This is a genomic window from Shimia marina (assembly GCF_001458175.1).
Lineage (GTDB): Bacteria > Pseudomonadota > Alphaproteobacteria > Rhodobacterales > Rhodobacteraceae > Shimia > Shimia marina.
Map to the genome: position 1 here is coordinate 22,964 of NZ_CYPW01000019.1, position 24,659 is coordinate 47,622.

Below are 24,659 nucleotides of genomic sequence, written 5' to 3' on the forward strand. Positions count from 1 at the left end.
CACCACTAGAGGTGGAGGAATCGCTCGCGCGGTTTTGGCCCGTTCCGACGGGCTTAAGGGAGGATAAAAATTTGGCACAGTCGTCACAGGCGACCGGAGGACTCGCGTCCATCCCGGCGCTGTTGCAGCGGAACGCCGCCCAGTTCGCAAACAAAGATGCGTATCGGGAGAAAGAGTTCGGGATCTGGCAGACCTGGACTTGGGCAGAAACTGAGAAAGAAATTGAGGCTCTGGCGCTCGGTCTGATCAACCTGGGCGTGGAAGAGGGTGATTTTGTCGCCATCATCGGACGCAACCGGCCTTACTTCTATTGGTCCATGGTCGCCGCGCAATCTGTGGGTGCGGTTCCGGTGCCGGTCTACAACGACAGTGCCGCGGATGAGATGGAGTATATTCTGGGGCATTGCGGTGCCAAATACGCCATCGTCGAAGACCAAGAGCAGGTCGATAAGGTCATCGAGATCCAGGAGCACCTGCATCAGTTCAAACATATGATCTACATCGACCCTCGCGGGCTTCGGAAGTATGATCACCACCAGTTGCACGAGTTCAGCCACATTCAGGCACAGGGTCGTGCCGCACATGATGAGTGGATCACCGATCTTGAGGCGCGGCGGAGCAAGCTGACCTATGACAGCACCTGTGTCATGCTCTACACCTCCGGCACCACCGGCAAACCCAAGGGCGTGGTGCTCTCCAACCGCAACGTGATTGAAAGCGCCAAGAACTCGGTGGAATTTGACAATCTCGGCGCTGGCGAAGAAATTTTGGCCTATCTGCCGATGGCATGGGTGGGCGATTTCATCTTCTCTGTGGGGCAGTCCTACTGGACAGGCTTCTGCGTGAACTGCCCGGAATCCGCAGACACGATGATGACCGATCTGCGCGAAATCGGCCCGACCTACTATTTCGCGCCCCCGCGCGTATTTGAAACGCAGCTGACCAGTGTGATGATCCGCATGGAAGATGCGGGTAAGATGAAATACCGCATGTTCCATCACTTCATGAATCACGCCAAGAAAGTCGGCGGCGATATTCTGGATGGCAAGCCTGTTGGGCTGTTGGATCGCCTGAAGTACAAGCTGGGCGACATGCTGGTCTATGGCCCGCTGAAAGACACGCTGGGTTTTGGCCGCGTGCGTGTGGGCTATACCGCTGGTGAGGCCATTGGTCCGGAAATCTTTGAGTTCTACCGCTCTTTGGGGATCAACCTCAAACAGCTCTACGGTCAGACCGAAGCCACCGTATTCATCACCGCGCAGCCGGATGGCGAAGTGCGGGCGGACACTGTGGGTGTGCCAAGCCCCGACGTTGAGATCAAAATCGACGACAAAGGCGAGATTCACTATCGCAGCCCCGGCGTGTTTGTAGAGTATTTCAACAACCCCGAAAGCACCGCCTCCACCAAGGATGCCGAAGGTTGGGTGGCCACTGGCGATGCGGGTTTCTTTGAGGAAGGCTCCGGTCATTTGCGCATCATCGACCGCGCCAAAGATGTTGGTAAAATGGCCGATGGCTCCATGTTTGCTCCCAAATATGTGGAGAACAAACTGAAGTTCTATCCCGACATTCTAGAGGCGGTGCTCTTTGGGAATGGCCGCGACCGCTGTGTCGCCTTCATTAACATTGACCTCACCGCTGTGGGAAATTGGGCAGAGCGTAACAATATTCCCTATGCCTCCTATCAGGAACTCGCAGGCCACCCGAAAGTGCTTGAGTCGATCCAGAGCCATGTGGAGACGGTCAACCAATCTGTGGCGGATGACCCGATGCTGGCGGGCTGTCAGATCCACCGCTTCCTTGTTCTGCACAAAGAACTCGATGCGGATGACGGCGAGATGACCCGCACCCGCAAGGTGCGCCGCGTGGTTGTGGCGGAGAAATTCAAAGATCTGGTGGATGCGCTTTATGGCGGTGCCTCCTCGGTCTCGACGACAACCGAAGTGACTTACGAAGACGGCCGCAAGGGCAGCATCAGCGCGACCCTTGATTTGCGCGACGCCAAAGTTGTGCCCATGGCCAGCAAGGTGGCAGCAGAATGACACAGGTTCCCGCAGACAGCTACGTTACGGAGGACGGCCGCACGATCGGTCCAACCGTGATGGAAATGAAGAATATCACCCTGCGTTTTGGCGGTGTGAAGGCGATCACGGACATCTCCTTTGATATTCGCGAAGGCGAAATCCGGGCCATTATCGGCCCAAACGGGGCCGGTAAATCCTCGATGCTGAACGTGATTTCAGGCTTCTATGTGCCCCAAGAAGGTGAGGTCTGGTACAAAGGGGCCAAACGTCCCGCCATGAAGCCCTATCAGGTGGCGCAGCAGGGCATCGCCCGCACCTTTCAGAACATCGCGCTGTTTGAAGGCATGTCCGTGCTCGACAACGTGATGACAGGCCGCTTGCGTCAGATGAATGCCAATCTGATCCAGCAGGCGCTGTGGAAGGGCCGTGCCGAAAAGGAAGAGGTCGAAAACCGCGCCTTTGTGGAAAAGATCATCGACTTCCTCGAAATTCAGCACATCCGCAAAACCCCTGTGGGGCGTCTGCCCTATGGTCTGAAGAAGCGGGTGGAGCTGGCGCGCGCGCTGGCGGCGGAACCCTCCATTCTACTTCTGGATGAGCCCATGGCCGGGATGAACGTTGAGGAAAAAGAGGACATGTCCCGCTTTATCCTTGATATGAATGATGAATTTGGCACCACCATCGCGCTGATTGAGCACGATATGGGCGTGGTCATGGATCTGTCCGACCGTGTGGTGGTGATGGATTACGGTAAGAAAATCGGGGATGGCACACCGGATGAGGTGCGCAACAATCAGGACGTCATCGACGCCTATCTGGGGGTGGCACATGACTAAGCAATCCCCTGTGTCCCAATTTCAATTCGGAGGCGTGATTGATGCCTGAAAGTCTTCTCTACGGCACCGAAGTTGTGCTCAATGGCCTGATGGCCGGGGTGCTTTATGCCCTCGTCGCGCTAGGCTTCGTTCTGATCTACAAAGCCTCTGGCATCTTTAACTACGCCCAGGGTGTAATGGCGCTGTTTTCCGCAGCAACTCTGGTTGGGATCATGAAAGGGCAGGTGCCTTTTGCCCATCTGATCAACGCCGCGCTCGGTACGGAAATTCACCATTTCGGTTGGCATGTGCCCGCACTTCTGGCGATCCTTTTGACGATGGGTGTCATGGTGCTCCTCGCTTGGGCGGTGCAGAAATTTGTGTTCCGCCATCTGGTCAATCAGGAACCGATCATTCTGTTCATGGCCACCATTGGTCTGGCCTATTTCCTCGAAGGGTTTGGCGATCTGATGTGGGGCTCTGACATCAAGAAAATGGATGTTGGCCTGCCACAGGGCGGCAGCTTCTGGATTGAGGAAAACACCCAGTGGCTCGGCTTTGGCAACGAGAACTTCTACGGCTTCTTCCTCGATCAGCTGGATCTGGTCGCCACGGCGATTGCGGCTGTGCTTGTGATCGCGCTGGTGTTGTTCTCCCAGTACACCAAACAGGGCCGCGCCATGCGCGCTGTGGCAGACGATCACCAGGCCGCGCTGTCGGTCGGCATCTCGCTCAACTTCATCTGGGTCATGGTCTGGTCTGTGGCTGGGTTTGTGGCTTTGGTTGCTGGCATCATGTGGGGGGCCAAGTCCGGGGTGCAGTTTTCTCTGTCACTGATCGCTCTGAAAGCGCTTCCGGTGCTCATGCTGGGCGGCTTCACCTCGATCCCCGGTGCCATTGTCGGCGGACTGATCATTGGCGTGGGCGAAAAGCTCTTTGAATTCACCGTGGGCCCGCTGGTGGGCGGCGCAACCGAAAACTGGTTTGCCTATGTGCTGGCTCTGGTCTTCCTCGTCTTCCGCCCACAAGGGCTGTTTGGCGAGAAAATCATCGAAAGGGTGTAACGCGCGATGCCAAAGCTCCTTGCTCTCCTCAATGTGGTTGCCTGGTCCGGCTTCTGGGCCTTCGGATACCTCGCCATCACCGGCGACGCCTCTCAGCCAAGGCAAATGACCATTGCAGCCATTCTGGCGGCTGTGGGGGGCATGGTGGGCATCTGGGCTTACTTCCAACTGGTGCGCCATGCAGAGCGCTCCGGCTATGCAAAGCAACGGAACCGGGCGGACCGGTCCCATCTTGAAAAAGAATACAACGAGGAGAACAGCTGATGTTCTATCGTGAAGCGGGCGATTTCAAAACGAACTACGCTGACGACAACCAGACGTTCCCGATCAAATTCGACCGGTATCGCTACTATGCGCTGATGCTCTTTGCCTTCATCGTGGTGCCGTTCCTGATCAATGACTACTGGGTCAACGCGATCTTTCTGCCGTTCCTGATCTATTCGATCGCGGCGATTGGTCTGAACATTCTTGTGGGGTACTGCGGGCAGGTGAGCCTCGGGACCGGGGGCTTCATGGCGGTGGGCGCCTATGCCTGCTATAAGCTCATGACCTCTTTCCCCGAAATCAGCATCTTTATCCATGTGCTTCTGGCGGGGGGTGTCACCGCGCTGGTCGGGGTGCTCTTTGGTCTGCCATCCCTGCGCATCAAAGGCTTCTATCTGGCCGTGGCCACGCTTGCGGCTCAGTTCTTTCTGGTCTGGCTCTTCAACCGGGTGCCATGGTTTTACAACTACTCGGCCTCTGGCCAGATTTCGGCCCCGGAACGCACCGTATTTGGCGTTGCCGTCACCGGTCCGAACACGTCTGCCTGGGCGACCTATCTGTTCTGTCTTGTTCTGCTCACCATCGTGGGGCTCATCGCGCGCAACCTGACGCGGGGCATGCAGGGACGCAAATGGATGGCCATCCGGGATATGGATATTGCGGCCGAGATCATCGGGGTGAACCCACTGAAAGCCAAGCTGTCTGCCTTTGCGGTGAGCTCTTTCTTCATCGGTGTGGCGGGCGCATTGTACTTCTCGGTCTATCTCGGCGCGGTGGAAGTGGGCGAAGCCTTTGGCATCAACCAGTCGTTCCTGGTGCTCTTCATGATCATCATCGGCGGATTGGGTTCGATCTTCGGCTCCTTTGCCGGCGCAGCCTTCCTGGTTCTGATGCCGGTGCTGCTGAAAAACGTGCTTGTGGGTGGCCTCGGTTGGCCGACCGACATTGCCGCGCATCTCGAATTCCTGATCGTGGGGGCGCTGATCATCGTGTTCCTGATCGCTGAACCCCATGGCCTCGCCCAACTCTGGCGCGTGGCCAAGGAGAAACTGCGGTTGTGGCCCTTCCCGCACTGACGGCGGGGCCCTGACCATCCACCGGGGCGGGGAGGCCCCGGACACACATCGGACAAAAACCAAGGGAGGAGAAACCCGATGAAAATGAAGTTCGCAACCATGGCCGTGACCGCCATGATGGCCGCTGCTCCGGCAATGGCGGACCTGGTGTTCCCATCACTGAGCTACCGTACCGGCCCTTACGCGGCAGGCGGCATCCCCTTCGCGGATGGCTATGCTGACTACTTCACTTTGCTCAACGAGCGTGACGGTGGCATTGGTGGCGTGCCCACCCGACTGCTGGAATGTGAAACCGGCTACAACACGGCCAAAGGCGTGGAATGCTATGAATCCACCAAAGGCGAAGGCGCCTTGGTGTATCAGCCGCTCTCCACCGGCATCACCTATCAGCTGATCCCGAAAGTGACCGCAGACGGCATCCCGCTGCACACCATGGGCTACGGCCGGACCTCTGCGGCCAACGGCGAAGTCTTCAGCAATGTCTTCAACTATCCCTCCAACTACTGGGATGGGGCTTCCGGTGCGATCAACTACCTTCTGGAATCCAACGGGGGTGACATCTCCGGCAAGAAAATCGCGCTGGTGTATCACAACTCCGCCTATGGCAAAGAGCCGATCCGCACGCTCGAAGAACTGCAGAAGAAGCACGGCTATGAGCTGACCCTGCTGCCGGTGGATCACCCCGGTCAGGAACAGAAATCCCAGTGGCTTCAGATCCGCCGCGAGCGTCCGGACTTTGTGGTCATGTGGGGCTGGGGCGTGATGAACCAGGTGGCCATTCAGGAAGCCTCCAACATTCGCTTCCCGATGGAAAACTTCATCGGAGTGTGGTGGTCCGGTGCGGAGCATGACGTGCTGCCTGCAGGCGACAAGGCCAATGGCTACAAAGCCGTGACCTTCCACAACGTGGGCCGTGACTTCCCTGTGTTTGACGACATCCAGAAATATGTTGTGGACACTGGCAAAGCCGCAGGTGCCGGTGATCAGATTGGCAACGTGCTCTACAACCGTGGCATGTACGCGGCGATGCTCGCAGCTGAGGCTGCCAAAACCGCACAGGAAATGCACGGCACCGCAGAGATCACCCCGGCGATGATGCGCGATGGCATGGAAGCACTGGTGATCGACGAAGCCAAGATGACCGCTCTGGGCATGCCGAACTTCGGCCCAAGCTTCAACGTGTCCTGTGAAAACCACGGTGGTCCGGGCCTCGTTGGCATGACTCAGTGGGACGCAGCCAATCAGACCTGGTCAATGATCTCTGACTTTAAAGAGACCGACGGCGAAGTCATTGGCGCTTTGGTTGCGGAAGACTCCGCCTCCTACGCGGCGGAAAACAACATTGAAGCTGGCTGTAAGTAAGCGGCTCTAAATACCTCCGCTCCGGCCGGGTTTTCGGCCGGAGCACCCCAAAAGCGAGAGAAAGACAACGCATATGCTTGACGCTGGTCGCACCGAAGAGACCCTGCTGGAGGTCAACAATATCGAGGTGATCTACAATCACGTGATCCTCGTGCTCAAAGGCGTGAGCCTGTCTGTGCCCAAGGGCGGCATCACCGCGTTGCTGGGTGGCAATGGCGCAGGCAAGACCACCACGCTCAAAGCCATCTCCAACCTGCTGCATTCTGAACGCGGCGAGGTGACAAAAGGCTCCATCAATTACCGGGGTGAACCGGTGGCCGATCTGGATCCTGCCGCATTGGTGAAAAAAGGCGTCATTCAGGTGATGGAAGGCCGACACTGCTTTGAACATCTGACCGTAGAAGAGAACCTGCTGACCGGGGCCTATACCCGCAGTGGCGGCGATGTCGCCGCGGATCTGGAAATGGTGTATGACTATTTCCCGCGTCTGAAGACCCGTCGCAAATCCCAGGCCGGGTATACCTCTGGCGGCGAGCAACAGATGGTGGCCATTGGCCGCGCGTTGATGAGCCGTCCGGAGTGTATCTTGCTGGATGAACCTTCCATGGGGCTTGCACCTCAGTTGGTGGAGGAGATCTTTACCATCGTGAAAGATCTCAACGAAAAGGAAGGCAATACTTTCCTGCTCGCAGAACAGAATACCAACGTTGCTCTGCGCTTTGCCCATTATGGCTACATTCTGGAAAGCGGACGTGTGGTTATGGATGGCCCCGCCGCCGATCTGCGCGAAAATCCCGACGTCAAAGAATTTTATCTCGGGATGTCTGATGACGGCCGCAAATCCTTCCGCGATGTGCGGTCTTACCGTCGTCGCAAACGCTGGCTGAGCTGACACCTGACTTGCGTGAAACGGCGACAGGCTCGGTTTCACGTTTCCCTCCGCCCGCTGGGGCACTCTCACGACCGCCGTTCCGCGCTGACTCAGAGGCAGCGGCCTGGCGCATCTTTGCCACATCACCGCTGTGGCGCGAGCACAAACAAAGGATGGCACCATGAGCCGCTTTTTTGACGACCTGGAAACCCGCAGCGCCGATCAGCGCGCCGCCGATGTGGCTGCTGCTTTGCCCGCACAGATCGCGCGGGCCAAAGCTTTACCGGGGTTTTTGTCCAGTTTGTCATCCGTCGATTCTGCGACGATCACCTCTGTAGAGGCCCTGGCCGGGCTGCCGGTTCTGCGCAAATCCGAATTGGGCACCGCGCAGAAAGCCAACGGTCCGTTGGGCGGGTTTGCCGATCTCAGCAATCCCAATATCGTGCATGTTTTCCAGTCCCCCGGCCCAATCTATGAACCCGGTGGCCAGACTTCGGATTGGTTCCGCTTTGGCCGGGTGCTGCATGCGGTGGGGATTGGCGCGGACGATATTGTTCAGAACTGCTTTTCCTACCATCTTACCCCCGCAGGCATGATGTTTGAGAGCGGGGCGCGTGCGGTGGGCGCTAAGGTTTTGCCCGCCGGTGTGGGGCAGACTGAAATGCAGGTGCGCGCGGCGGCCGATATCGGCACCACCGCCTATGCAGGCACGCCAGACTATCTCAAGATCATTTTGGACAAGGCCGAGGAGATGGGCGAAAAGCTCGCAATCACCAAAGCCACAGTGGGCGGTGGCGCATTGTTCCCCTCGCTGCGTCAGGAATACGCCGATCGGGGCATCACCTGTCTGCAGGGCTATGGCACGGCGGATCTGGGCTCCATCGCCTATGAATCAGAGGCTATGGAAGGCATGATCATTGACGAAGGCGTGATCGTGGAAATCGTCACCCCCGGTACAGGCACGCCCGTGGCCCCCGGCGAAGTCGGCGAAGTACTTGTGACCTCTCTCAACCCGGATTATCCGCTTGTGCGCTTTGCCACTGGCGACCTCTCCGCCATCCTCCCTGGGCAAAGCCCCTGTGGCCGGACAAACATGCGCATCAAAGGTTGGATGGGTCGTGCAGACCAAACCGCCAAGATCAAAGGCATGTTTGTCCGTCCAGAGCAGGTGGCTGCGCTTGTGGCAAAACATGAAGAAGTGTCCAAGGCCCGCGTGATTGCGACTCGCTCCGGTGAGATGGATGTAATGACGGTGCAGATTGAAAGCACCGGTGGCGATGCGCAGGCCTATGGCGCATCGGTGGCAGATGCGCTCAAACTCAAGGGACAGATTGAGATCGTCGCGCCGGGCGCCCTGCCCAAAGACGGCATCGTGATCGAAGATCAGCGTAAGTACGACTGAAGCACCCCCCGTGGTGGGTGCGCCGCTGGCCGCGTTGACATCCCTCAACGCATCGCGCGGCCTTTGACAATCGCATCCGCCCCAAAGCGCGCCCGGATTGCATCCGTGGCGCGCTCTGCTTTGGCGCGCTGGCTGGCCTGAGGATCCAGCAAATCCCCAGAAAGGTCTGCCTGTGTGGCTGGCACCAGATCCGCCAGACCCACACCAATCAACCGATAGGGTCCTTCATTGCCAACCTGATCAAACAGGCCACGCGCCGTGCGATAGAGGGTATCCGCCATTTGCGTGGCATCGCGCAGGCTGACACGTCGGCTGATGCTGCTGAAATTGGCGCGTTTGAGTTTGAGCGTGACGACGCGCCCGGCAAGATCCTTGGCCTTGGCGCGGTCGCTGACCTTTTCTGACAGCCGCCACAGATGCCCGTCCAGAATATCGAGATTGGCGGTGTCTTCATAGAATGTGGTCTCGTTGCTGATGCTTTTCATCGGCGTATGGGCCGAGATCTTGCGCTTGTCCTGTCCGCGCGCCAGATGCCACAAACGATAACCCGTGTTGCCAAACCGGGCGATCAGATCCTGCTGATCCCACCGCAGCAGGTCGGTGAAGGTGCGAATGCCCGCCCGTTCCAGGCTGTCGCGCGCCACCGGACCAATGCCCCAGATCAGGCCAACGGGTTTGTCCGCCAAAAAGGCGCTTGTCTCCGCCTTGCCAATCACCGAAAAGCCGCGCGGCTTGTCCAAATCACTCGCCACCTTGGCCAGAAATTTGTTGTGGGACAGCCCTATGGAGCCGGTCACGCCCAACTCGTCTTTCATGCGTTTGGTCAGCCGGGCCAGCATCACCGCAGGCGGGGCCCCATGCAGTTTGGCCGTGCCGCTCATATCCAGAAAGGCTTCGTCCAGCGACAGGGGTTCTATCACCGGGGTCAGCTCATCCATCATTTTGCGAATGGCACGGCTGACTTCCACATAGACGTCCATGCGGGGCTTGATCACCACCGCATCCGGGCAGAGCTTGAGCGCCTGAAACATCGGCATGGCGCTGCGCACGCCACGAATGCGCGCCACATAACAGGCAGTGGACACCACGCCGCGTTTGCCGCCGCCGATGATCACGGGCTTGTCAATCAAATCCGGGTTATCGCGCTTCTCCACACTTGCATAAAACGCGTCGCAATCCATATGCGCTATAGATAGCGAAAACAGCTCCGGATGGGCTGTCACTCGAAAGCTACCACAGTTTGGACATCTTTTTGTGGTTTCCAATTCGTTAAGACAATCGCGGCATACTGCTGGCATTGGGCACCTTCGCACGGAACAGGCTTCACACGGAACAGGCCATGACTATAGCATTTCACACACTACCTGACAGGGCTTATCGCGGCGCCAAGCTGATCCTGTTTGTGGGGGATAAACTGGTCACGGTGCTGCGCGATGACAAACCTGATATCCCTTGGCCAGCCTATTGGGATTTCCCCGGCGGCGGGCGCGAGGGCAATGAATCCGGTCTCTGTTGTGCGCTGCGCGAAACCCGCGAGGAAATTGGACTCAACCTGTCAGAGGGTGATGTGGTCTGGGCCCGCCGCTATCAGCGGCACGATCACTTCACGTGGTTTTTTGCTGCCCAGCTTCCGGCCTCAGCGGCACAGCGCATTGTGCTGGGCGATGAGGGGCAGCGCTGGACGCTGATGTCCCCTCAGGTCTACCTGACCCATCCCAGAGGCATTCCGCATTTTCAGGCGCGGCTTGCGGATTTCATTGCCGCCACCGACCGGTTTGAGCCCAGCCGCTATCAGGTGCCACTGGCCGCCTGCGCCTGACGCAGACAGCCTGTGATGTTGTGGATCAACGGTTGGGCTGACGCGCCTGTGCAGAGGCCAGCTCGCTGACAATCGCCTCGGCGGCGGCACGCGGATCTTCTGCGGTCCAGACCGGGCGGCCTACCACAATGTGATTTGCCCCATCGGCAACCGCATTGGCCGGGGTGGCCACACGTTTCTGATCGCCAAGCGCGGCCCCCGCCGGGCGCACACCCGGCGTCACGATCAGACGCCCTTCGGCCTCTGGCAGGGCCCGGATCAAAGCGGCTTCCTGAGGGGAGGCAATCACGCCATCGGCCCCAGCGTCAAAGGCCCGCCCCGCACGTTCCTGCACCAGATCCCGGATTTCACCTTCTTTGATCAGGCAATTGTCCAGATCGCTGCGGTCCAGAGAGGTCAGGATGGTGACGCCCAGAATTTTCAGATTGCTTCCGGCGGCGCCCTGTTTGGCGGCGGCCACCACATGCGGGTCGCCATGCACAGTCAGGAAATCCAGATCAAACTGCGCCAGCCCCCGCACGGCGGCCTCAACCGTGGCACCAATGTCAAACAGCTTCATATCCAGAAAGATCCGCTTGCCATGCTCATCTTTCAGCTCATTGGCCAATGCCAGCCCGCCACCGGTGAGCATTCCCAGTCCGATCTTGTAGAAAGACACGGTGTCACCAAGGGTCTCGGCAAGCTTCAAACCCTCCAGGGCATTGGGCACATCAAGGGCTACGATCAGGCGGTCGTCTGAACTCATGGGGGTCTCCAGCGGTTTCAGGGTGGCAAAAAGCAAACGGGCGCTTCCTACCGCCTTCCCCTGTGTCGGGCAAGCCTTGGCACAGAGGTTTTGCAGGGATTTTAACGCAAAACAGCCCCGCATGGGGGCTGTTTGAAAGTACATATGGGGTCGTGTCAGCCCTCGTTGGGCAAAATGCCCGGCGCAAAAGATACCTCTTCGCGCCCCGTGCGGATCTCAGGCATCCGCCGCAATTGGCGCAGGGCATCTCGGATAAAGGCCAGACGGCGCGCGCCTTTAGACTGTTCTTCCTCAGCGGGCACATTGCACAGAAGTCTCACATCACGGGCGTCACAGCTGAGGCTGACCATCGCGGAGAATTCTCCAAGGGTCTGGCGGTAGGTGGGGTTAGAGATCTGGATGTCGGTCACATGCATGCTGTGCCCTTTCTTGGTCGTTCTGAGTGGTGCAATGAACATGCCGCTGAAATGGGGCAAAATTTGTCCAAGACTAGGGGGATTTTTAGGGCCATTTGCCCCCTTGGTATTTGAGCATGGCCCAAACCTCTAAAAACCTGATGAATTTACGTTCTGACAGTCTTGATCTGATTGGATATGGGTCCCACATCTATGCTGAGGCCCGAACCGGGGCGTGCCGCAAAGCGGGCGCCATGACCAGAAACGGGCGCTTATGAGAAGGAGAATGACCATGGACTTGAGCAAGTTCACGGAGCGGTCGCGCGGTTTTATTCAAGCCGCTCAAACGATTGCCATGCGGGAAAATCACCAGCGTCTGGTGCCCGAACATATTCTGAAAGCATTGATGGACGATGATCAGGGGCTCGCCGCCAATCTGATCACCCGCGCTGGCGGTGATCCCGCTCAGGTGCGCGCTGCGGTGGATGTCGCGGTAAACAAACAGCCACAGGTGTCCGGCGACACTGGCCAGCCTTATCTGGATAACACCTCCGCCAAAGTGCTGTCTGAGGCCGAAAGCCTCGCCAAGAAAGCCGGTGATAGCTTTGTCCCGGTAGAGCGCATTCTGATGGCGCTTGTGATGGTGAAATCCAAAGCCCGCGACGCGCTTGAAGCAGGCAACGTCACGGCCAAAGCGCTCAACGCGGCCATCAACGACATTCGCAAAGGCCGCACCGCAGACAGCGCGTCTGCTGAAGATGGCTATGAGGCGCTCAAGAAATACGCCCAGGATCTGACCGAGCGCGCCAGCGAAGGCAAAATCGATCCGATCATTGGTCGCGATGATGAAATCCGCCGCGCCATGCAGGTGCTGAGTCGCCGCACCAAAAACAACCCGGTGCTGATCGGGGAGCCCGGCGTGGGGAAAACCGCGATTGCCGAGGGCATGGCCCTGCGCATCGTGAATGGCGATGTGCCGGAATCCCTGCGCAACAAAAAGCTGCTGGCGCTGGACATGGGCGCGCTGATTGCGGGCGCAAAATACCGTGGTGAATTTGAGGAACGTCTCAAGGCGGTTCTGACCGAAGTGACCGAGGCCGCAGGCGAAATCATCCTCTTCATTGATGAGATGCACACACTGGTGGGTGCGGGAAAATCGGACGGTGCGATGGATGCGGCCAATCTGATCAAGCCTGCGCTGGCGCGTGGTGAGCTGCACTGTATCGGCGCAACCACGCTGGATGAATACCGCAAATATGTGGAGAAAGACGCGGCGCTTGCGCGGCGTTTCCAACCGGTTGTGGTCGAAGAGCCCACCGTGGAAGACACGATTTCCATCCTGCGCGGCATCAAGGAGAAGTATGAGCTGCACCACGGCGTGCGCATCTCGGATGCGGCGCTGGTGGCGGCCTCCACTCTCAGCCACCGCTACATCACCGATCGCTTCCTGCCGGACAAGGCCATCGACCTTGTGGACGAGGCCGCCTCTCGCCTGCGTATGGAAGTGGACAGCAAACCCGAGGAGCTCGACGCGCTTGACCGTCAGATCCTTCAATTGCAGATCGAGGAACAGGCGCTCCAACTTGAGGATGATGCAGCCTCTGTGGACCGTCTGGAAACCCTGCAGAAAGACCTCGCTGATCTGCAGGAGAAATCCGCCGAGCTCACCGCCAAATGGCAGGCCGGCCGCGATAAGCTCGCCTCCGCGCAACACATCAAGGAAGCGCTGGAAAAGGCGCGCGCTGATCTCGACATCGCCAAACGTGCAGGCAATCTCGCCCGCGCAGGTGAGCTGTCTTATGGGGTGATCCCGGATCTGGAGAAACAGCTGGAGGCGGCAGAAAGTGCCGAAGGCGAAATGACGGTGGAAGAGGCCGTGCGTCCTGAACAGATTGCGCAGGTGGTCGAACGCTGGACCGGTATTCCAACCTCCAAGATGCTGGAAGGGGAGCGTGAAAAGCTCCTGCGTATGGAAGATGACCTGCACCGCCGCGTGATTGGTCAGCATTCCGCGGTCACCGCGCTGTCCAATGCGGTGCGCCGTGCGCGTGCGGGCCTCAATGATGAAAACCGCCCCCTTGGCAGCTTCCTCTTCCTCGGGCCAACCGGTGTGGGGAAAACCGAGCTGACCAAAGCGGTGGCCGAGTTCCTTTTTGATGATGACAGCGCCATGGTGCGCATCGACATGTCTGAGTTCATGGAGAAACACGCGGTGGCCCGCCTGATCGGCGCGCCTCCCGGCTATGTCGGCTATGACGAAGGTGGCGTGCTGACAGAGGCCGTGCGCCGTCGTCCCTATCAGGTGGTGCTTTTTGATGAGGTGGAGAAAGCCCATCCGGATGTCTTCAACGTGCTTTTGCAGGTGCTTGATGATGGTGTGCTGACCGATGGTCAGGGCCGCACGGTGGATTTCAAGCAAACGCTGATCATCCTCACCTCCAACCTTGGCGCGCAGGCGCTCAGCCAGCTGCCTGAGGGTGCGGATGCCGCAGATGCGCGGCGCGATGTGATGGATGCGGTGCGGGCGCACTTCCGCCCCGAGTTCCTCAACCGTCTGGATGAGACCATCATTTTTGACCGCCTCGCGCGGGCGGATATGGACGGTATTGTGGATATTCAACTCGCACGCCTGAAAAAGCGCCTTGCCGGTCGCAAGATTAGTCTGGAATTTGATGAAGGCGCGCGGAAATGGCTTGCCGATGAAGGCTACGATCCGGTCTTTGGGGCACGTCCGCTCAAACGCGTGATCCAGCGCGCCCTGCAAAACCCGCTGGCCGAGGCGCTTCTGGCGGGCGACGTGAAAGACGGCGACACCATCCCGGTCAGCGCCGGGGCGGAGGGGCTGATCATCGGCGACCGCCTTGGCACCTCAGGGCAGCCCAAACCCGACGATGCGGTTGTGCATTGATCCAGGACATATCTAATAAGAAGGTCCGCTGTTTCGGCGGGCCTTTTTCATAAGAACAACAAGAATCACAGGGGCAGGCATGGCACAGACAATGGATTGGCAGACGCTGCTGAATACGGAACGTCCGGGCAAACCGGGGCGGGCCGAAGATCCGGGCCGCCCGAACTACACGCAGGACGCAGATCGCATCACCTTCTCCGCGCCCTTCCGGCGGCTTGCCAACAAAACGCAGGTCCATCCGCTTTATGCCAATGACCACCTGCGCCACCGCATGATCCATTCTTCCGAGGTGGCCAGCGTGGGCCGCAATCTGGGCATGCAGGTGGGGCACTGGCTGGAAGAAGAGCGCGAGATCAAACCCGGCGAAGCCCATAAGATTGCGGGCGTCATTCACGCCGCCTGTCTGGCCCATGACATCGGCAACCCGCCCTTTGGCCATTCCGGAGAAGCCACAATTGGCGCGTGGTTTAAGCAGCAGTTTGAAAGGTCCGAAGGCCTGTTCAAGGGCGTGGATGAGGCGCTCTGGGAAGAATTCATCAAGTTTGAGGGCAACGCTCAAGGCTACCGCATCCTCACCCGTCTCGAAATGTATCGCGGCAAACGCGGAATGGATCTCACCCATGCCGTGATTGGCGCGTTCACAAAATACCCCATGTCGGCAAGCAGTTCCAAGGCGATCAAAGACGCCAAAGCGGCGACAGGCATCGCACCCGCCGACGTCAAAAAGCACATCTATGCGGGGGCCAAGAAATTCGGCTTTTTTGAAGATGAGAGGGACATCTTTGCCACCACCGCCACTGCGCTGGGCCTGATTGAAGAGAAAGATCCAGACGGCAGAAGCTGGTGGCGGCGGCATCCGCTGGTCTTCCTCGTCGAGGCCGCAGACGACATTTGCTACAATATTGTCGATCTCGAAGACGGGTTCACCGCCGGGGATCTCAGCTTTGCCAAGGTGAAGGGGCTGTTGCTTGATCTCATCGAGAACAAGCCGAACGATCAATCCGGCTTCACCGAGTACGAACAGATCAGCCATCTGCGCGCCATGGCCATTGGCAGCGCCATCGGCGCCTGTGTGGAGGCGTTCAAAACAAATTACACCGACATCATGGCTGGCCGCTATTCCGGCGAGTTGATGGACGACTCAGCCCTTGGCTCACAATTCCGCGCGATCCGTAAATTGGCCAGCGCACAGCTGTTTACCGCGCCCCGCAAAACCAAACTCGAGGTACGCGGCCGCAATCTGATCTTCTCTGTGCTGGATGGCATTCTCCCGGCCTACACCGCTTTGAAAGAGGCAGGTTGGAGCGAAGCCGATTTGCCAGCCTATGAAAAGCAACTGGTGCGCGCTGTCGGCCTCGACCTGCGCGGGGTCAACAGCAACTACACCGCCCTGCACGCCATGACGGATTTTGTCTCAGGCATGACAGATCGCTACGCCGTGGAAACCGCCAAACTGCTTTCCGGCACATCGTAAAGGGTAGGGGCGGGGAAACTATAGAAGGTCACATGGCTGACATAGCTGCACTATAAAGCTGAAGAGATACCTGCATATTTCCTAGAGCGTTTTGTGACATGCCTTTGCTTCCCGACCTTGTGCTTTTTGACTGTGACGGTGTTCTGGTGGACAGCGAGCGGCTGACCAACAGGGTGATACACTACAACCTGAAGGCCCGTGGTCTCTTTGTGCCTGAGGAGGAAATCATCACCCTTTTTGTGGGGGGCACGATGCAGGGTGTATACGAAACCGCGCGCGCCAGAGGGGCCGTTCTGGAGCCCGATTGGGTGGCGCGCATCTATGAAGAAGTGTTTGCCGCACTGGCCAAAGACGTCACCCCGATCCCCGGCATTGTCGAGGTGTTGGATTGGCTGGATCAGGCCGCCATTCCCTATGCGGTCTGCTCCAATGGTCCCCATGCCAAGATGGATGTCACGCTGGCCCGCTGTGGTCTGAAAGCCCGCTTTGAAGGGCGGATTTATTCGCGTGAGGATGTCACCACCCCCAAACCCGCGCCGGATGTCTACCTTCTGGCGGCGCAACGGGCGGGCATAGCCCCCGCGCGCTGTGTGGTGATCGAAGACAGCCCAAATGGCGCAACAGCCGGAAAAGCCGCAGGTATGTATACGCTTGGCTATTGTGCCGACATGCCCGCCGCGCGGTTGGCCCCGATCTGTGACCAGCTTTTTGAGGACATGCGCGCGCTTCCCGCGATTTTGAAATGTCCCACACACCCGCGTGCGGTGACGTGACTTGCGCTCGCGCGATTTGGGGATCACTTTAGCCGCAACGCGCCAGCCGATCCAAATCACGAAGGAGCCCGCCGATGGAAACCACAATGGAAACAGCCTTTGATGTGGTGGAATTTCTCGGCCTCACCTTTGTGGTCATTTTTGCCCTGCTCATTGCCGTTGCGATCGTGCTGTTTATCATCGACCGCAACCAGACCGGGGATGCCATCCGCCGCAACTATCCGGTCATCGGGCGCTTTCGTCATATCTTCTCAGAACTGGGAGAGTTCTTTCGGCAGTATTTCTTTGCCATGGATCGTGAGGAATTGCCGTTCAACCGCGCCCAACGCGAATGGGTGGGGCGCGCAGGCGAAGGTCAGTCCAACACGGTTGCCTTTGGGTCGACCCGCAATCTCAACGTGCCGGGCACGCCAATTTTTGTGAATGACCCTTTTCCGCCGCTGGATGATGAATATGCCTGCTCGGAATCGCTGATGATTGGCCCCACAGCGCGCACGCCTTATATGGCTCCTTCGTTTTTCAACATCTCTGGTATGAGCTACGGCGCGCTGTCCAAACCTGCCATTCAGGCGCTCAGCCATGGCGCGGCCAAAGCGGGTGTCTGGCTCAACACAGGTGAAGGCGGCGTGTCTCCGTTTCACTATGAAGGCGGCTGTGATCTTGTGTATCAGATCGGCACCGCGAAATTTGGGGTGCGGGATGAACACGGCGGGCTGGATGATGGCAAGCTGCGCGAATTGGCCAGCCATGACAAAATTCGCATGTTTGAGGTGAAGATGGCGCAGGGGGCCAAGCCGGGCAAAGGCGGCATCCTGCCCGGTGAAAAGGTCACCGAGGAAATCGCCAAGATCCGCGGCCTGAAAGTGGGGCAGGACGGCATCTCCCCCAACCGCCACCGCGAGATCGACAATTTTGATCACATGCTGGAGTTTCTCGGCCACATTCGCGAAGTAACCGGCAAACCCGTGGGCATCAAAACCGTGGTTGGTGCTGAGGTTGTCATGCGAGAGCTGTTTGAAACCATCACCCGGCGCGGCGCGGATATGGCCCCGGATTTCATCACCATTGATGGCGGCGAAGGTGGCACCGGCGCGGCGCCCATGCCGCTGATGGATCTGGTCGGCATGCCGGTGCGCGAAGCGCTGCCTTTGGTGGCGGATCTGCGCGACGAATTTGGCCTGCAGGACCGCATCCGCCTGATTGCCTCAGGCAAGCTGGTCAATCCCGGCGATGTGGCCTGGGCTTTGGCGGCCGGGGCGGATTTTGTGACCTCGGCGCGGGGCTTCATGTTTGCGCTGGGCTGCATTCAGGCGCTCAAATGCAACAAGAATACCTGCCCAACCGGCATCACCACCCATGATCCGCGCTTTCAGAAAGGGCTGGTGGTGGATCGCAAGGCCCCACGCGTGGCGCGCTATGCACAGGCGCTGGTCAAGGAGGTGGAGGTCATCTCCCATTCGGTGGGCGTGTCTGAGCCGCGCAAACTGCGCCGCCGCCATGTGCGACTGGTGCAGGCCAACGGGCGGTCGGTGCCTATGAATGAGGTGTTCCCGCGCCCAGAGATGGTGGCAAAATCCTAAAATTCTGCGCTGTCCGTGCGGCGTAGGGTGGGCAAACATTTCAGTCCGCTTACACCATCGTGACTCCGCGTGGGTGGCGTGAGCCACCTATGCTGCGGTATCACCGGTGCAAAGGCATAGGAGCGACTGATGGCATACCGCTGGAAAAACACCCTGACCCATGAAGATGTGACACCCAAGTCTGCCTTCCTGAACCGCCGCCAGATCATGGCCGGTATGGCGGGTCTCGGACTGGCGTCCATCGCGCCCAAAGGGCAGGCCGCGACTGATCTGGAGCCGACGCCGCTGGATGTGATCACCCAGTACAACAACTTCTATGAGTTTGGCACGCGCAAGGATGATCCGGCCAAATATGCCCATCAACTGACAACCAAACCCTGGGCCGTGACCATTGATGGCTTGGTCGATCATCCCGGTGATTATGCCTTTGACGACATCATGTCTCAGATGACGATTGAGGAACGTATCTATCGGTTCCGCTGTGTTGAAGCCTGGTCCATGGTGGTGCCCTGGAATGGGTTTGAGCTTAAGGATCTGCTGGATCTGGCCGGTGTGCAGTCCTCGGCCAAATATGTGGCCTTTGAAACGCTCTATCGCCCTGAGGAAATGCCCGGCCAGCGCGCCCCGTTTTTGGAATGGCCCTATGTCGAAGGTCTGCGTCTGGATGAGGCCAACCATCCGCTGACATTGATGGCCACAGGGATCTACGGCGATCCGATGCCCAAACAGAACGGTGCACCGCTGCGTCTGGTGGTGCCTTGGAAATACGGGTTCAAATCGATCAAATCCATTGTCCGCATCACGCTGACCGACAAAGAGCCCCCCACCAGCTGGAACAAATCCGTGCCCAGCGAATATGGGTTCTATTCCAATGTGAACCCACAGGTGGATCACCCACGCTGGTCTCAAGCCTCTGAGCGCCCGATTGGCGGCGGTTTCTTTGCCAAGCGCATCCCGACGCTGATGTTCAACGGCTATGAAGAAGAGGTCGCGGGTCTCTATGAGGGCATGGACCTGCGCAAGTTCTACTGAGCCCGTGATGGATCGTCTCAACAGATACATTCGAAAAATACCGGGCTGGCTGCTCTATTTGATTGGGACCGCCTATCCGGTCTGGCTGCTCTATGCGGCGTTTTCGGGCGATCTGGGGGTTGATCCAGTGAAGGCGATGGAACATGCGCTGGGCAAAACCGGCCTTCAGGTGTTGGTGGCGGTCCTGGCCATCTCTCCGCTGCGCCGGTTTGCCAAGATCAACCTGCTCAGCTGGCGCCGCGCGCTGGGCGTGATTGGGTTTGCATACATTTTGCTGCACTTTTTGGTCTGGATGGTGCTGGATGTGCAGATCCTCAGCCAAGTCTGGGCCGACATCGTCAAACGCCCCTACATCATTGTGGGCATGGTCTCGCTCATGATCCTGCTGCCTTTGGCGCTCACCTCCAACAATTGGTCCGTGCGCAAGCTCGGTGCGCGCTGGCGGCTTTTGCACAAGGCCACCTATGGGGCGGTGCTGCTTGGCGGCGTCCACTACATCATGCAGGTCAAAAGTTTTCAGTATGAACCCTATGTATATCTGGCCGTGATTGTTGGCCTCATCGCCCTGCGCCGCCTGCCCAAAAAGGGGATCAAACAGGCCCGTAAACCCAGCCGTCCCCGCCCGGCCTGACCGGGCGTTTTTTAAAGGTTCATTTTCTGCGCCGCTTTGCTTCTGCCGCTAAGGCAGCGTTAACGCCCTCCGACGTAAACCGCGATGAAAAGGCATCGCGACTCATATGCGGAGGAATAAGAATTTGCCCCCCTTCATCCACAAACTCTCTACACGGATCATTGCGCTCGCTGTACTGGCGTTGATGTGTTCGGCAGCGCTGACGCTGATTTCGCAAAATCAGATGCGCCACACCATTGAAGACCGCAGGGATCACGAGCTTCAGAACATCACCGAGATCGGGATCAGCCTGCTGGGTGATCTTCATGACGGTGTGGAAAATGGCCTCTATACGCTGGAGTCCGCACAACAGCTCGCTCGTGAGCGGCTTACGGCGTTTCGTTTTGGCGACGCCGGCTACCTCTATGTGTTTGATAAAGACTATGTGGTGCAGGTGCACCCCTATCGCCCCGAGTTTGTCGGCGTGAACAAACGCACGCTTGAGGATGTGAACGGGCTGCGGGTTTATGAGCTGCTGCATGACATCGCCTTCAGCCAAGGCCATGGCGCGGTAGAGTTCCATTTCAACAAACCCGGCTCTGATGTGCCGGAAGCCAAGATCGGTTACGCCAATCTTTATGAGCCTTGGGGCTGGGTCATTGGCACCGGAGCTTACACGGGGGATACCGAAGCGGAACTGGCCGCCATTCGCAACAAGGCCTTGGCCATCATGGGGGTGATCATGCTGATCATGGGGGCGGCCTCAATCTTCCTGACCCGCAGTGTCACCGGTCCGCTCAACCGTTTGGGCGCACGGATGGAAAAGCTGGCAGAGGGGGAGACCCAAAGCGACATCCCCTTTGTGGAAACACAGAACGAGCTGGGGAATATGGCGCGCACCGTTGGTGTGTTCCGCGATGCGCTTGTGAAACAGAAAGACATGGAACAACAGCAGAGTCACCATGAGGCGGCGCAAACGGCCATGGTGAAAACCTTGTCGAGCCATCTCTCAAGCCTGTCGCAGGGCGATCTGACGGCCCAGATCGAAACCGCTTTTCCTGAGCCCTACGATCAACTGCGTCGGGATTTCAACAGCTCCATGTCCAAACTCAGCAGCACCATGACCGATGTTGTGGATGCGGCCAGCTCCATCCGCCATGGGTCTGCCGAGATCAGTCAGGCCTCTGATGATCTGTCCAAACGCACCGAAAGTCAGGCCGCCACGCTGGAAGAGACCGCCGCCGCACTGGATGACATGACCGTCTCTGTCAAAGCCGCCGCCGATGGGGCCCGCAACGTAGAAGCCGCCATGTCCGAAGCACAGCATGAAGCCGAGCAGAGCGAAGCGGTGGTGCAGAGTGCCGTGGCTGCGATGACGGAGATCGAGCAAAGCTCCAGTCAGATTTCCCAAATCGTTTCGGTGATTGACGACATCGCCTTTCAGACCAACCTGCTGGCCTTGAACGCGGGCGTTGAGGCGGCGCGCGCAGGGGATGCCGGACGCGGCTTTGCGGTCGTGGCCTCCGAAGTGCGCAATCTGGCGCACAGCTCCTCTGAAGCGGCGATGGAAATCAAAAAGCTGATCGATGAATCTTCCAAACATGTGCAGCAGGGCGTGGAACTGGTGGGCAAGGGGGGCGAGTCCTTCAACAATATCATTGAACGGGTCGCGCGGATTTCTCAGATGGTGTCTGACATCGCGACAGGCGCCGCAGAACAGTCCACGGGGCTTGGAGAAATCAACTCTGGTGTGACCCAGCTCGATCAGGTCACCCAGAAGAATGCCGCTATGGTCGAAGAGGCCACTGCCGCGGGCCATATGCTTAATACCGATGCCATGCGGCTGGTGGATCTGGTGAATGGCTTTGATATTGGCGCGCCACAGGCGCATCGCCCCGCCAAAGTGGTAGCCAAAGCGCCGGGCACGTCAGCGTCCAAACCTGCCACCCCAACGGCGACCCCGGCCAAATCGCCCAAGAAAACCTCCGAGGCGGCGCTTGATGATGGTTGGCAGGAGGTGGCACAGGCCAAGCCTCAGGCCAATACCGGTGCTGCGACGGCAGCGGCGCTGGCCGAAGACACCTGGGCGGACTTCTGAGGCAGCTTTCTGATCTCACGTCCAAATCAAAGAGTGCGCGCCTTTGCCAAAGAGGCGCGCCTCACACATCAATGGGCACATAACCCGAGCTCTGCGCCTCTTTGGGGCTGACGTGAAAATGCTTTTTGAATTCGCGGCTGAAATGGGCCGCGTTTTCATAGCCCACTCGATGGGCTGCCTCGGCAACGCCCACGCTTCCTTCCAGCAGCAATCCTTTGGCCCGGCTCAGGCGCGTGGCTTTGAGATATTGCAGCGGCGATGATCCTGTTATGCTCTTGAAGGCGCGAAAGAACACCGGTGCGCTCATCCCGGCTGTGTCGGCCAATGCATCCACCGTGATGTTCTGCGGATAGTGTTCCCGGATGTGCACAATGCTGCGCGACACCCGCTCAAAATGTGAATCCGCTTTGGCCAGCGCCTGAAGCGCGCCGCCATGGGGGCCATTGAGGGCGTGAAACAAAACTTCTCTGACAATGCCCGTGCCCAAAGCCCGGCTTTCGGCCTCAGAGCAGAGCGCGCGCAAAAGCCGGTCCACAGCGGCTTTCATATCCGGGTCCACAGGAACAGGCGCCAACCCCAGAGCGGGCGTGCCCGTTGGCGCGGTCTGAGCGGGTGTCGCCAGCGGGGCCAGCTCCCGCAGCACCGCCACGTCGATATGGATGAACAGCCCCAGCAGGGGATCTTCGGGGGTGGCAAAGGTTGCACAGTCAAACGGGGTGGGCAGGCTGACCACAAGGAAATGATCGGGGTCATATTCAAACACATGATCGCCCAGATAGCCGGTTTTGTGCCCCTGCAGGATGAGCACGATCCCGGCATTATAAATCAGCGGCGCGCGTGGTACGGCTTCTGTGGACCAGAAGAACTGCACCTGTGGCAATGTGGTGGGCACATAGCCCGCACCCGCGCTGAATCCATAGCGCTCTTTGACCTCTTCCAAATGCTGCATCGTTGCTCCTGTGGTGCTGCACGCCCGTTTGTCGGGGGGCTATGGCATAAAACATCATGGATGACCTCAATATAAGCCGGGATTTCGGCTGCTTTGATAGAAATGTGCAGGTTTTCGACAGGAACCATCATTCTCACAGCGCCTCTGACCGCTTAGTTTGAGGGGGACAGACACGGCGGGGCAACATCTATGAGCCTCTGCCCAAATGCACACAGAACAGAAAGGGTCTCCCCATGACCGAACATACCAAAGGTCTCGTTGTTATCACTGGCGCAAGCTCCGGCATCGGTGCCGCGATGGCGCAGCGGTTTTCCGAAGCAGGGCACCCTCTGTTGTTGCTCGCGCGTCGCGTAGAAAAAACTGAGGCGCTGAACCTGCCCAATACCCTGTGCCGCAAAGTGGATGTGACCGATGCAACGGCGTTTCGTGACGCTGTCAAGGAAGCAGAGGCAACCTACGGTCCGGTAGAGTGCCTGATCAACAATGCAGGCGTTATGCTGCTCGGTCAGGTGGACACACAGGATCCTGCGGAATGGCAGAAAATGTATGACCTGAATGTGGTCGCTCTGCTCAATGGCATGCAGCTTGTGCTGGGGGATATGAAAGCCCGCAAATCGGGCACCATCCTCAACGTGTCTTCTGTGGCTGGCAAGAAAGCTTTCCCAAACCATGCCGCCTATGTGGGCACCAAGTTTGCCGTTTCCGCGATCAGCGAAAACGTCCGTGAAGAAGTGGCGGATCTTGGCGTGCGTGTGATGAGCCTCTGCCCTGGTGCAGTCGATACCGAACTGCTGGGTCACACCACGGATCAGGCGATCATTGATGGCTATGAGGAATGGAAAGACGCCATGGGCGGCGTGCTTGTTGCTGATGACATCGCCCGCACCGCCCTCTTCATGGTGGGGCAGCCCCAGAACGTGAACATCCGCGACGTGGTGATCACCGCCACACGCCAGCAACCCTAAGAGGCCGCGTCTCTATTATGTGCTGAGGCCGTCTTTGTTCTGTGAAGGAGCAAAGGCGGCTTTTTTGATTCTGCCCTTCCTCCCTCTCCCTTGTGTTGCGTGTTTTGTTTTTGTGAGTTCGGTGGTGTGCTTGGGTTGATTGTTCCACTGCTGTGATACTGTTGGGATACTGCTGTGATACCGACGTTGTAGTTTGGTGTTGCGTTGTTTGTTTGGGACTTTGGTTTTGATTTGAGTGAGTCTTTTGGGAGTCGGGTGTGTTTGTTGGTGAGTTTTGGTGTTTTGGTTTGGTTTTTTGGGTCTGGCGGGATGTCTTGGTGGCTGGGGTGTGTGTAAATTACTGATATTGTTATATTTTTGAGATTTTTTGAAAAAAGGTGATTTTTGTTTGAAAAAGCGCTTGCGGGTTCTGCGTGATAACCTTAGAACCCCC

The 24,659-nt window shown here is 58.2% G+C and carries 22 protein-coding genes; 17 read left to right on the top strand and 5 right to left on the bottom strand.

What is annotated here, in order from left to right:
- The first annotated feature begins 71 nt into the window (after nucleotides 1-71).
- The 8 genes from SHM7688_RS10305 (at nucleotide 72) to SHM7688_RS10340 (ending at nucleotide 8,878) form a co-directional block, all read left to right on the top strand.
- Complete coding sequence (locus SHM7688_RS10305) at nucleotides 72-2,042, top strand: AMP-binding protein (protein ID WP_058239882.1); 1,971 nt, start codon at nucleotides 72-74, stop codon at nucleotides 2,040-2,042.
- Nucleotides 2,039-2,860, top strand: coding sequence for an ABC transporter ATP-binding protein (locus SHM7688_RS10310; protein ID WP_058239866.1), 822 nt, complete (start codon nucleotides 2,039-2,041; stop codon nucleotides 2,858-2,860). The genes SHM7688_RS10305 and SHM7688_RS10310 overlap by 4 nt, the downstream gene beginning before the upstream one ends.
- Nucleotides 2,861-2,901: 41 nt before the next feature.
- Nucleotides 2,902-3,903, top strand: a complete 1,002-nt coding sequence (locus SHM7688_RS10315) for a branched-chain amino acid ABC transporter permease (protein ID WP_058239867.1) — start codon at nucleotides 2,902-2,904, stop codon at nucleotides 3,901-3,903.
- A 6-nt stretch (nucleotides 3,904-3,909) separates the two neighbouring features.
- Nucleotides 3,910-4,167 carry a hypothetical protein gene (locus SHM7688_RS10320; RefSeq protein ID WP_058239868.1) on the top strand — a complete coding sequence of 86 codons (258 nt, stop codon included), beginning with the start codon at nucleotides 3,910-3,912 and terminating at the stop codon, nucleotides 4,165-4,167.
- Nucleotides 4,167-5,243 (top strand): branched-chain amino acid ABC transporter permease, encoded by a 1,077-nt coding sequence (locus SHM7688_RS10325; protein WP_058239869.1) that lies wholly within the window; start codon nucleotides 4,167-4,169, stop codon nucleotides 5,241-5,243. Before SHM7688_RS10320 ends, SHM7688_RS10325 begins: the two co-directional genes overlap by 1 nt.
- A 78-nt stretch (nucleotides 5,244-5,321) precedes the next feature.
- Nucleotides 5,322-6,605: an ABC transporter substrate-binding protein gene (locus tag SHM7688_RS10330; protein WP_058239870.1), complete on the top strand. Its 1,284-nt coding sequence runs from the start codon at nucleotides 5,322-5,324 to the stop codon at nucleotides 6,603-6,605.
- A gap of 73 nt (nucleotides 6,606-6,678) precedes the next feature.
- Entirely contained in the window at nucleotides 6,679-7,497 is an 819-nt protein-coding gene (locus SHM7688_RS10335) for an ABC transporter ATP-binding protein (protein WP_058239871.1), read from the top strand.
- A 160-nt stretch (nucleotides 7,498-7,657) separates the two neighbouring features.
- Entirely contained in the window at nucleotides 7,658-8,878 is a 1,221-nt protein-coding gene (locus SHM7688_RS10340) for a phenylacetate--CoA ligase family protein (RefSeq protein WP_058239872.1), read from the top strand.
- 44 nt (nucleotides 8,879-8,922) lie between these two features.
- Here the strand turns inward: SHM7688_RS10340 and SHM7688_RS10345 are convergent, their stop codons facing one another.
- A complete protein-coding gene (locus SHM7688_RS10345; RefSeq protein ID WP_083499015.1) occupies nucleotides 8,923-10,176 on the bottom strand; it encodes a DNA polymerase IV in 1,254 nt (417 codons plus the stop codon).
- 41 nt (nucleotides 10,177-10,217) lie between these two features.
- Between SHM7688_RS10345 and SHM7688_RS10350 the strand changes: the two genes are divergently transcribed.
- Nucleotides 10,218-10,697, top strand: coding sequence for an NUDIX hydrolase (locus tag SHM7688_RS10350; protein ID WP_058239874.1), 480 nt, complete (start codon nucleotides 10,218-10,220; stop codon nucleotides 10,695-10,697).
- A 25-nt stretch (nucleotides 10,698-10,722) separates the two neighbouring features.
- Here the strand turns inward: SHM7688_RS10350 and pyrF are convergent, their stop codons facing one another.
- Both pyrF and SHM7688_RS10360 read right to left on the bottom strand, forming a co-directional pair.
- Nucleotides 10,723-11,442: an orotidine-5'-phosphate decarboxylase gene (gene pyrF / locus SHM7688_RS10355; protein WP_058239883.1), complete on the bottom strand. Its 720-nt coding sequence runs from the start codon at nucleotides 11,440-11,442 to the stop codon at nucleotides 10,723-10,725.
- 155 nt (nucleotides 11,443-11,597) lie between these two features.
- A complete protein-coding gene (locus SHM7688_RS10360; RefSeq protein ID WP_144432552.1) occupies nucleotides 11,598-11,918 on the bottom strand; it encodes a hypothetical protein in 321 nt (106 codons plus the stop codon).
- A 211-nt stretch (nucleotides 11,919-12,129) separates the two neighbouring features.
- Between SHM7688_RS10360 and clpB the strand changes: the two genes are divergently transcribed.
- From clpB to SHM7688_RS10395, 7 genes are all read left to right on the top strand, one after another.
- Entirely contained in the window at nucleotides 12,130-14,745 is a 2,616-nt protein-coding gene (gene clpB, locus SHM7688_RS10365) for an ATP-dependent chaperone ClpB (protein ID WP_058239884.1), read from the top strand.
- Between the two features lie 79 nt (nucleotides 14,746-14,824).
- Complete coding sequence (dgt, locus tag SHM7688_RS10370; RefSeq protein WP_223229285.1) at nucleotides 14,825-16,219, top strand: dGTP triphosphohydrolase; 1,395 nt, start codon at nucleotides 14,825-14,827, stop codon at nucleotides 16,217-16,219.
- Nucleotides 16,220-16,317: 98 nt separating this feature from the next.
- Complete coding sequence (locus tag SHM7688_RS10375; protein WP_058239876.1) at nucleotides 16,318-16,992, top strand: HAD family hydrolase; 675 nt, start codon at nucleotides 16,318-16,320, stop codon at nucleotides 16,990-16,992.
- Nucleotides 16,993-17,078: 86 nt separating this feature from the next.
- The gene (locus SHM7688_RS10380) at nucleotides 17,079-18,572 is read left to right on the top strand and encodes an FMN-binding glutamate synthase family protein (protein WP_058239886.1); all 1,494 of its coding nucleotides are present in this window, start codon (nucleotides 17,079-17,081) and stop codon (nucleotides 18,570-18,572) included.
- A 129-nt stretch (nucleotides 18,573-18,701) separates the two neighbouring features.
- A complete protein-coding gene (gene msrP, locus SHM7688_RS10385; RefSeq protein WP_058239877.1) occupies nucleotides 18,702-19,604 on the top strand; it encodes a protein-methionine-sulfoxide reductase catalytic subunit MsrP in 903 nt (300 codons plus the stop codon).
- A gap of 7 nt (nucleotides 19,605-19,611) precedes the next feature.
- Nucleotides 19,612-20,235, top strand: a complete 624-nt coding sequence (gene msrQ, locus SHM7688_RS10390; protein WP_058239878.1) for a protein-methionine-sulfoxide reductase heme-binding subunit MsrQ — start codon at nucleotides 19,612-19,614, stop codon at nucleotides 20,233-20,235.
- Between the two features lie 124 nt (nucleotides 20,236-20,359).
- Nucleotides 20,360-22,312, top strand: a complete 1,953-nt coding sequence (locus SHM7688_RS10395) for a methyl-accepting chemotaxis protein (RefSeq protein WP_223229284.1) — start codon at nucleotides 20,360-20,362, stop codon at nucleotides 22,310-22,312.
- Between the two features lie 61 nt (nucleotides 22,313-22,373).
- Here SHM7688_RS10395 and SHM7688_RS10400 read toward each other — a convergent pair whose 3' ends face one another.
- Nucleotides 22,374-23,261, bottom strand: a complete 888-nt coding sequence (locus SHM7688_RS10400) for an AraC family transcriptional regulator (RefSeq protein WP_058239879.1) — start codon at nucleotides 23,259-23,261, stop codon at nucleotides 22,374-22,376.
- 233 nt (nucleotides 23,262-23,494) lie between these two features.
- On the opposite strand from SHM7688_RS10400, the gene SHM7688_RS10405 reads away from it, so the two are divergent.
- Nucleotides 23,495-24,226 carry an SDR family oxidoreductase gene (locus SHM7688_RS10405; RefSeq protein WP_058239880.1) on the top strand — a complete coding sequence of 244 codons (732 nt, stop codon included), beginning with the start codon at nucleotides 23,495-23,497 and terminating at the stop codon, nucleotides 24,224-24,226.
- Between the two features lie 15 nt (nucleotides 24,227-24,241).
- Here SHM7688_RS10405 and SHM7688_RS20050 read toward each other — a convergent pair.
- On the bottom strand, nucleotides 24,242-24,659 hold a 418-nt coding region (locus SHM7688_RS20050; protein ID WP_233486607.1), incomplete at its 5' end, for a hypothetical protein.

What these genes read in the sequence shown, in the direction of transcription:
- SHM7688_RS10345 (WP_083499015.1), bottom strand. Translation starts at nt 10,176, where the DNA reads ATGCCAGCAGTATGCCGCGATTGTCTTAACGAATTGGAAACCACAAAA.
- SHM7688_RS10325 (WP_058239869.1), top strand. Translation starts at nt 4,167, where the DNA reads ATGTTCTATCGTGAAGCGGGCGATTTCAAAACGAACTACGCTGACGAC.
- dgt (WP_223229285.1), top strand. Translation starts at nt 14,825, where the DNA reads ATGGCACAGACAATGGATTGGCAGACGCTGCTGAATACGGAACGTCCG.
- clpB (WP_058239884.1), top strand. Translation starts at nt 12,130, where the DNA reads ATGGACTTGAGCAAGTTCACGGAGCGGTCGCGCGGTTTTATTCAAGCC.
- SHM7688_RS10315 (WP_058239867.1), top strand. Translation starts at nt 2,902, where the DNA reads ATGCCTGAAAGTCTTCTCTACGGCACCGAAGTTGTGCTCAATGGCCTG.
- SHM7688_RS10335 (WP_058239871.1), top strand. Translation starts at nt 6,679, where the DNA reads ATGCTTGACGCTGGTCGCACCGAAGAGACCCTGCTGGAGGTCAACAAT.
- SHM7688_RS10405 (WP_058239880.1), top strand. Translation starts at nt 23,495, where the DNA reads ATGACCGAACATACCAAAGGTCTCGTTGTTATCACTGGCGCAAGCTCC.
- SHM7688_RS10375 (WP_058239876.1), top strand. Translation starts at nt 16,318, where the DNA reads ATGCCTTTGCTTCCCGACCTTGTGCTTTTTGACTGTGACGGTGTTCTG.
- msrP (WP_058239877.1), top strand. Translation starts at nt 18,702, where the DNA reads ATGGCATACCGCTGGAAAAACACCCTGACCCATGAAGATGTGACACCC.
- SHM7688_RS10400 (WP_058239879.1), bottom strand. Translation starts at nt 23,261, where the DNA reads ATGCAGCATTTGGAAGAGGTCAAAGAGCGCTATGGATTCAGCGCGGGT.
- SHM7688_RS10330 (WP_058239870.1), top strand. Translation starts at nt 5,322, where the DNA reads ATGAAAATGAAGTTCGCAACCATGGCCGTGACCGCCATGATGGCCGCT.
- msrQ (WP_058239878.1), top strand. Translation starts at nt 19,612, where the DNA reads ATGGATCGTCTCAACAGATACATTCGAAAAATACCGGGCTGGCTGCTC.
- SHM7688_RS10350 (WP_058239874.1), top strand. Translation starts at nt 10,218, where the DNA reads ATGACTATAGCATTTCACACACTACCTGACAGGGCTTATCGCGGCGCC.
- SHM7688_RS10320 (WP_058239868.1), top strand. Translation starts at nt 3,910, where the DNA reads ATGCCAAAGCTCCTTGCTCTCCTCAATGTGGTTGCCTGGTCCGGCTTC.
- SHM7688_RS10310 (WP_058239866.1), top strand. Translation starts at nt 2,039, where the DNA reads ATGACACAGGTTCCCGCAGACAGCTACGTTACGGAGGACGGCCGCACG.
- SHM7688_RS10380 (WP_058239886.1), top strand. Translation starts at nt 17,079, where the DNA reads ATGGAAACAGCCTTTGATGTGGTGGAATTTCTCGGCCTCACCTTTGTG.
- SHM7688_RS10340 (WP_058239872.1), top strand. Translation starts at nt 7,658, where the DNA reads ATGAGCCGCTTTTTTGACGACCTGGAAACCCGCAGCGCCGATCAGCGC.
- pyrF (WP_058239883.1), bottom strand. Translation starts at nt 11,442, where the DNA reads ATGAGTTCAGACGACCGCCTGATCGTAGCCCTTGATGTGCCCAATGCC.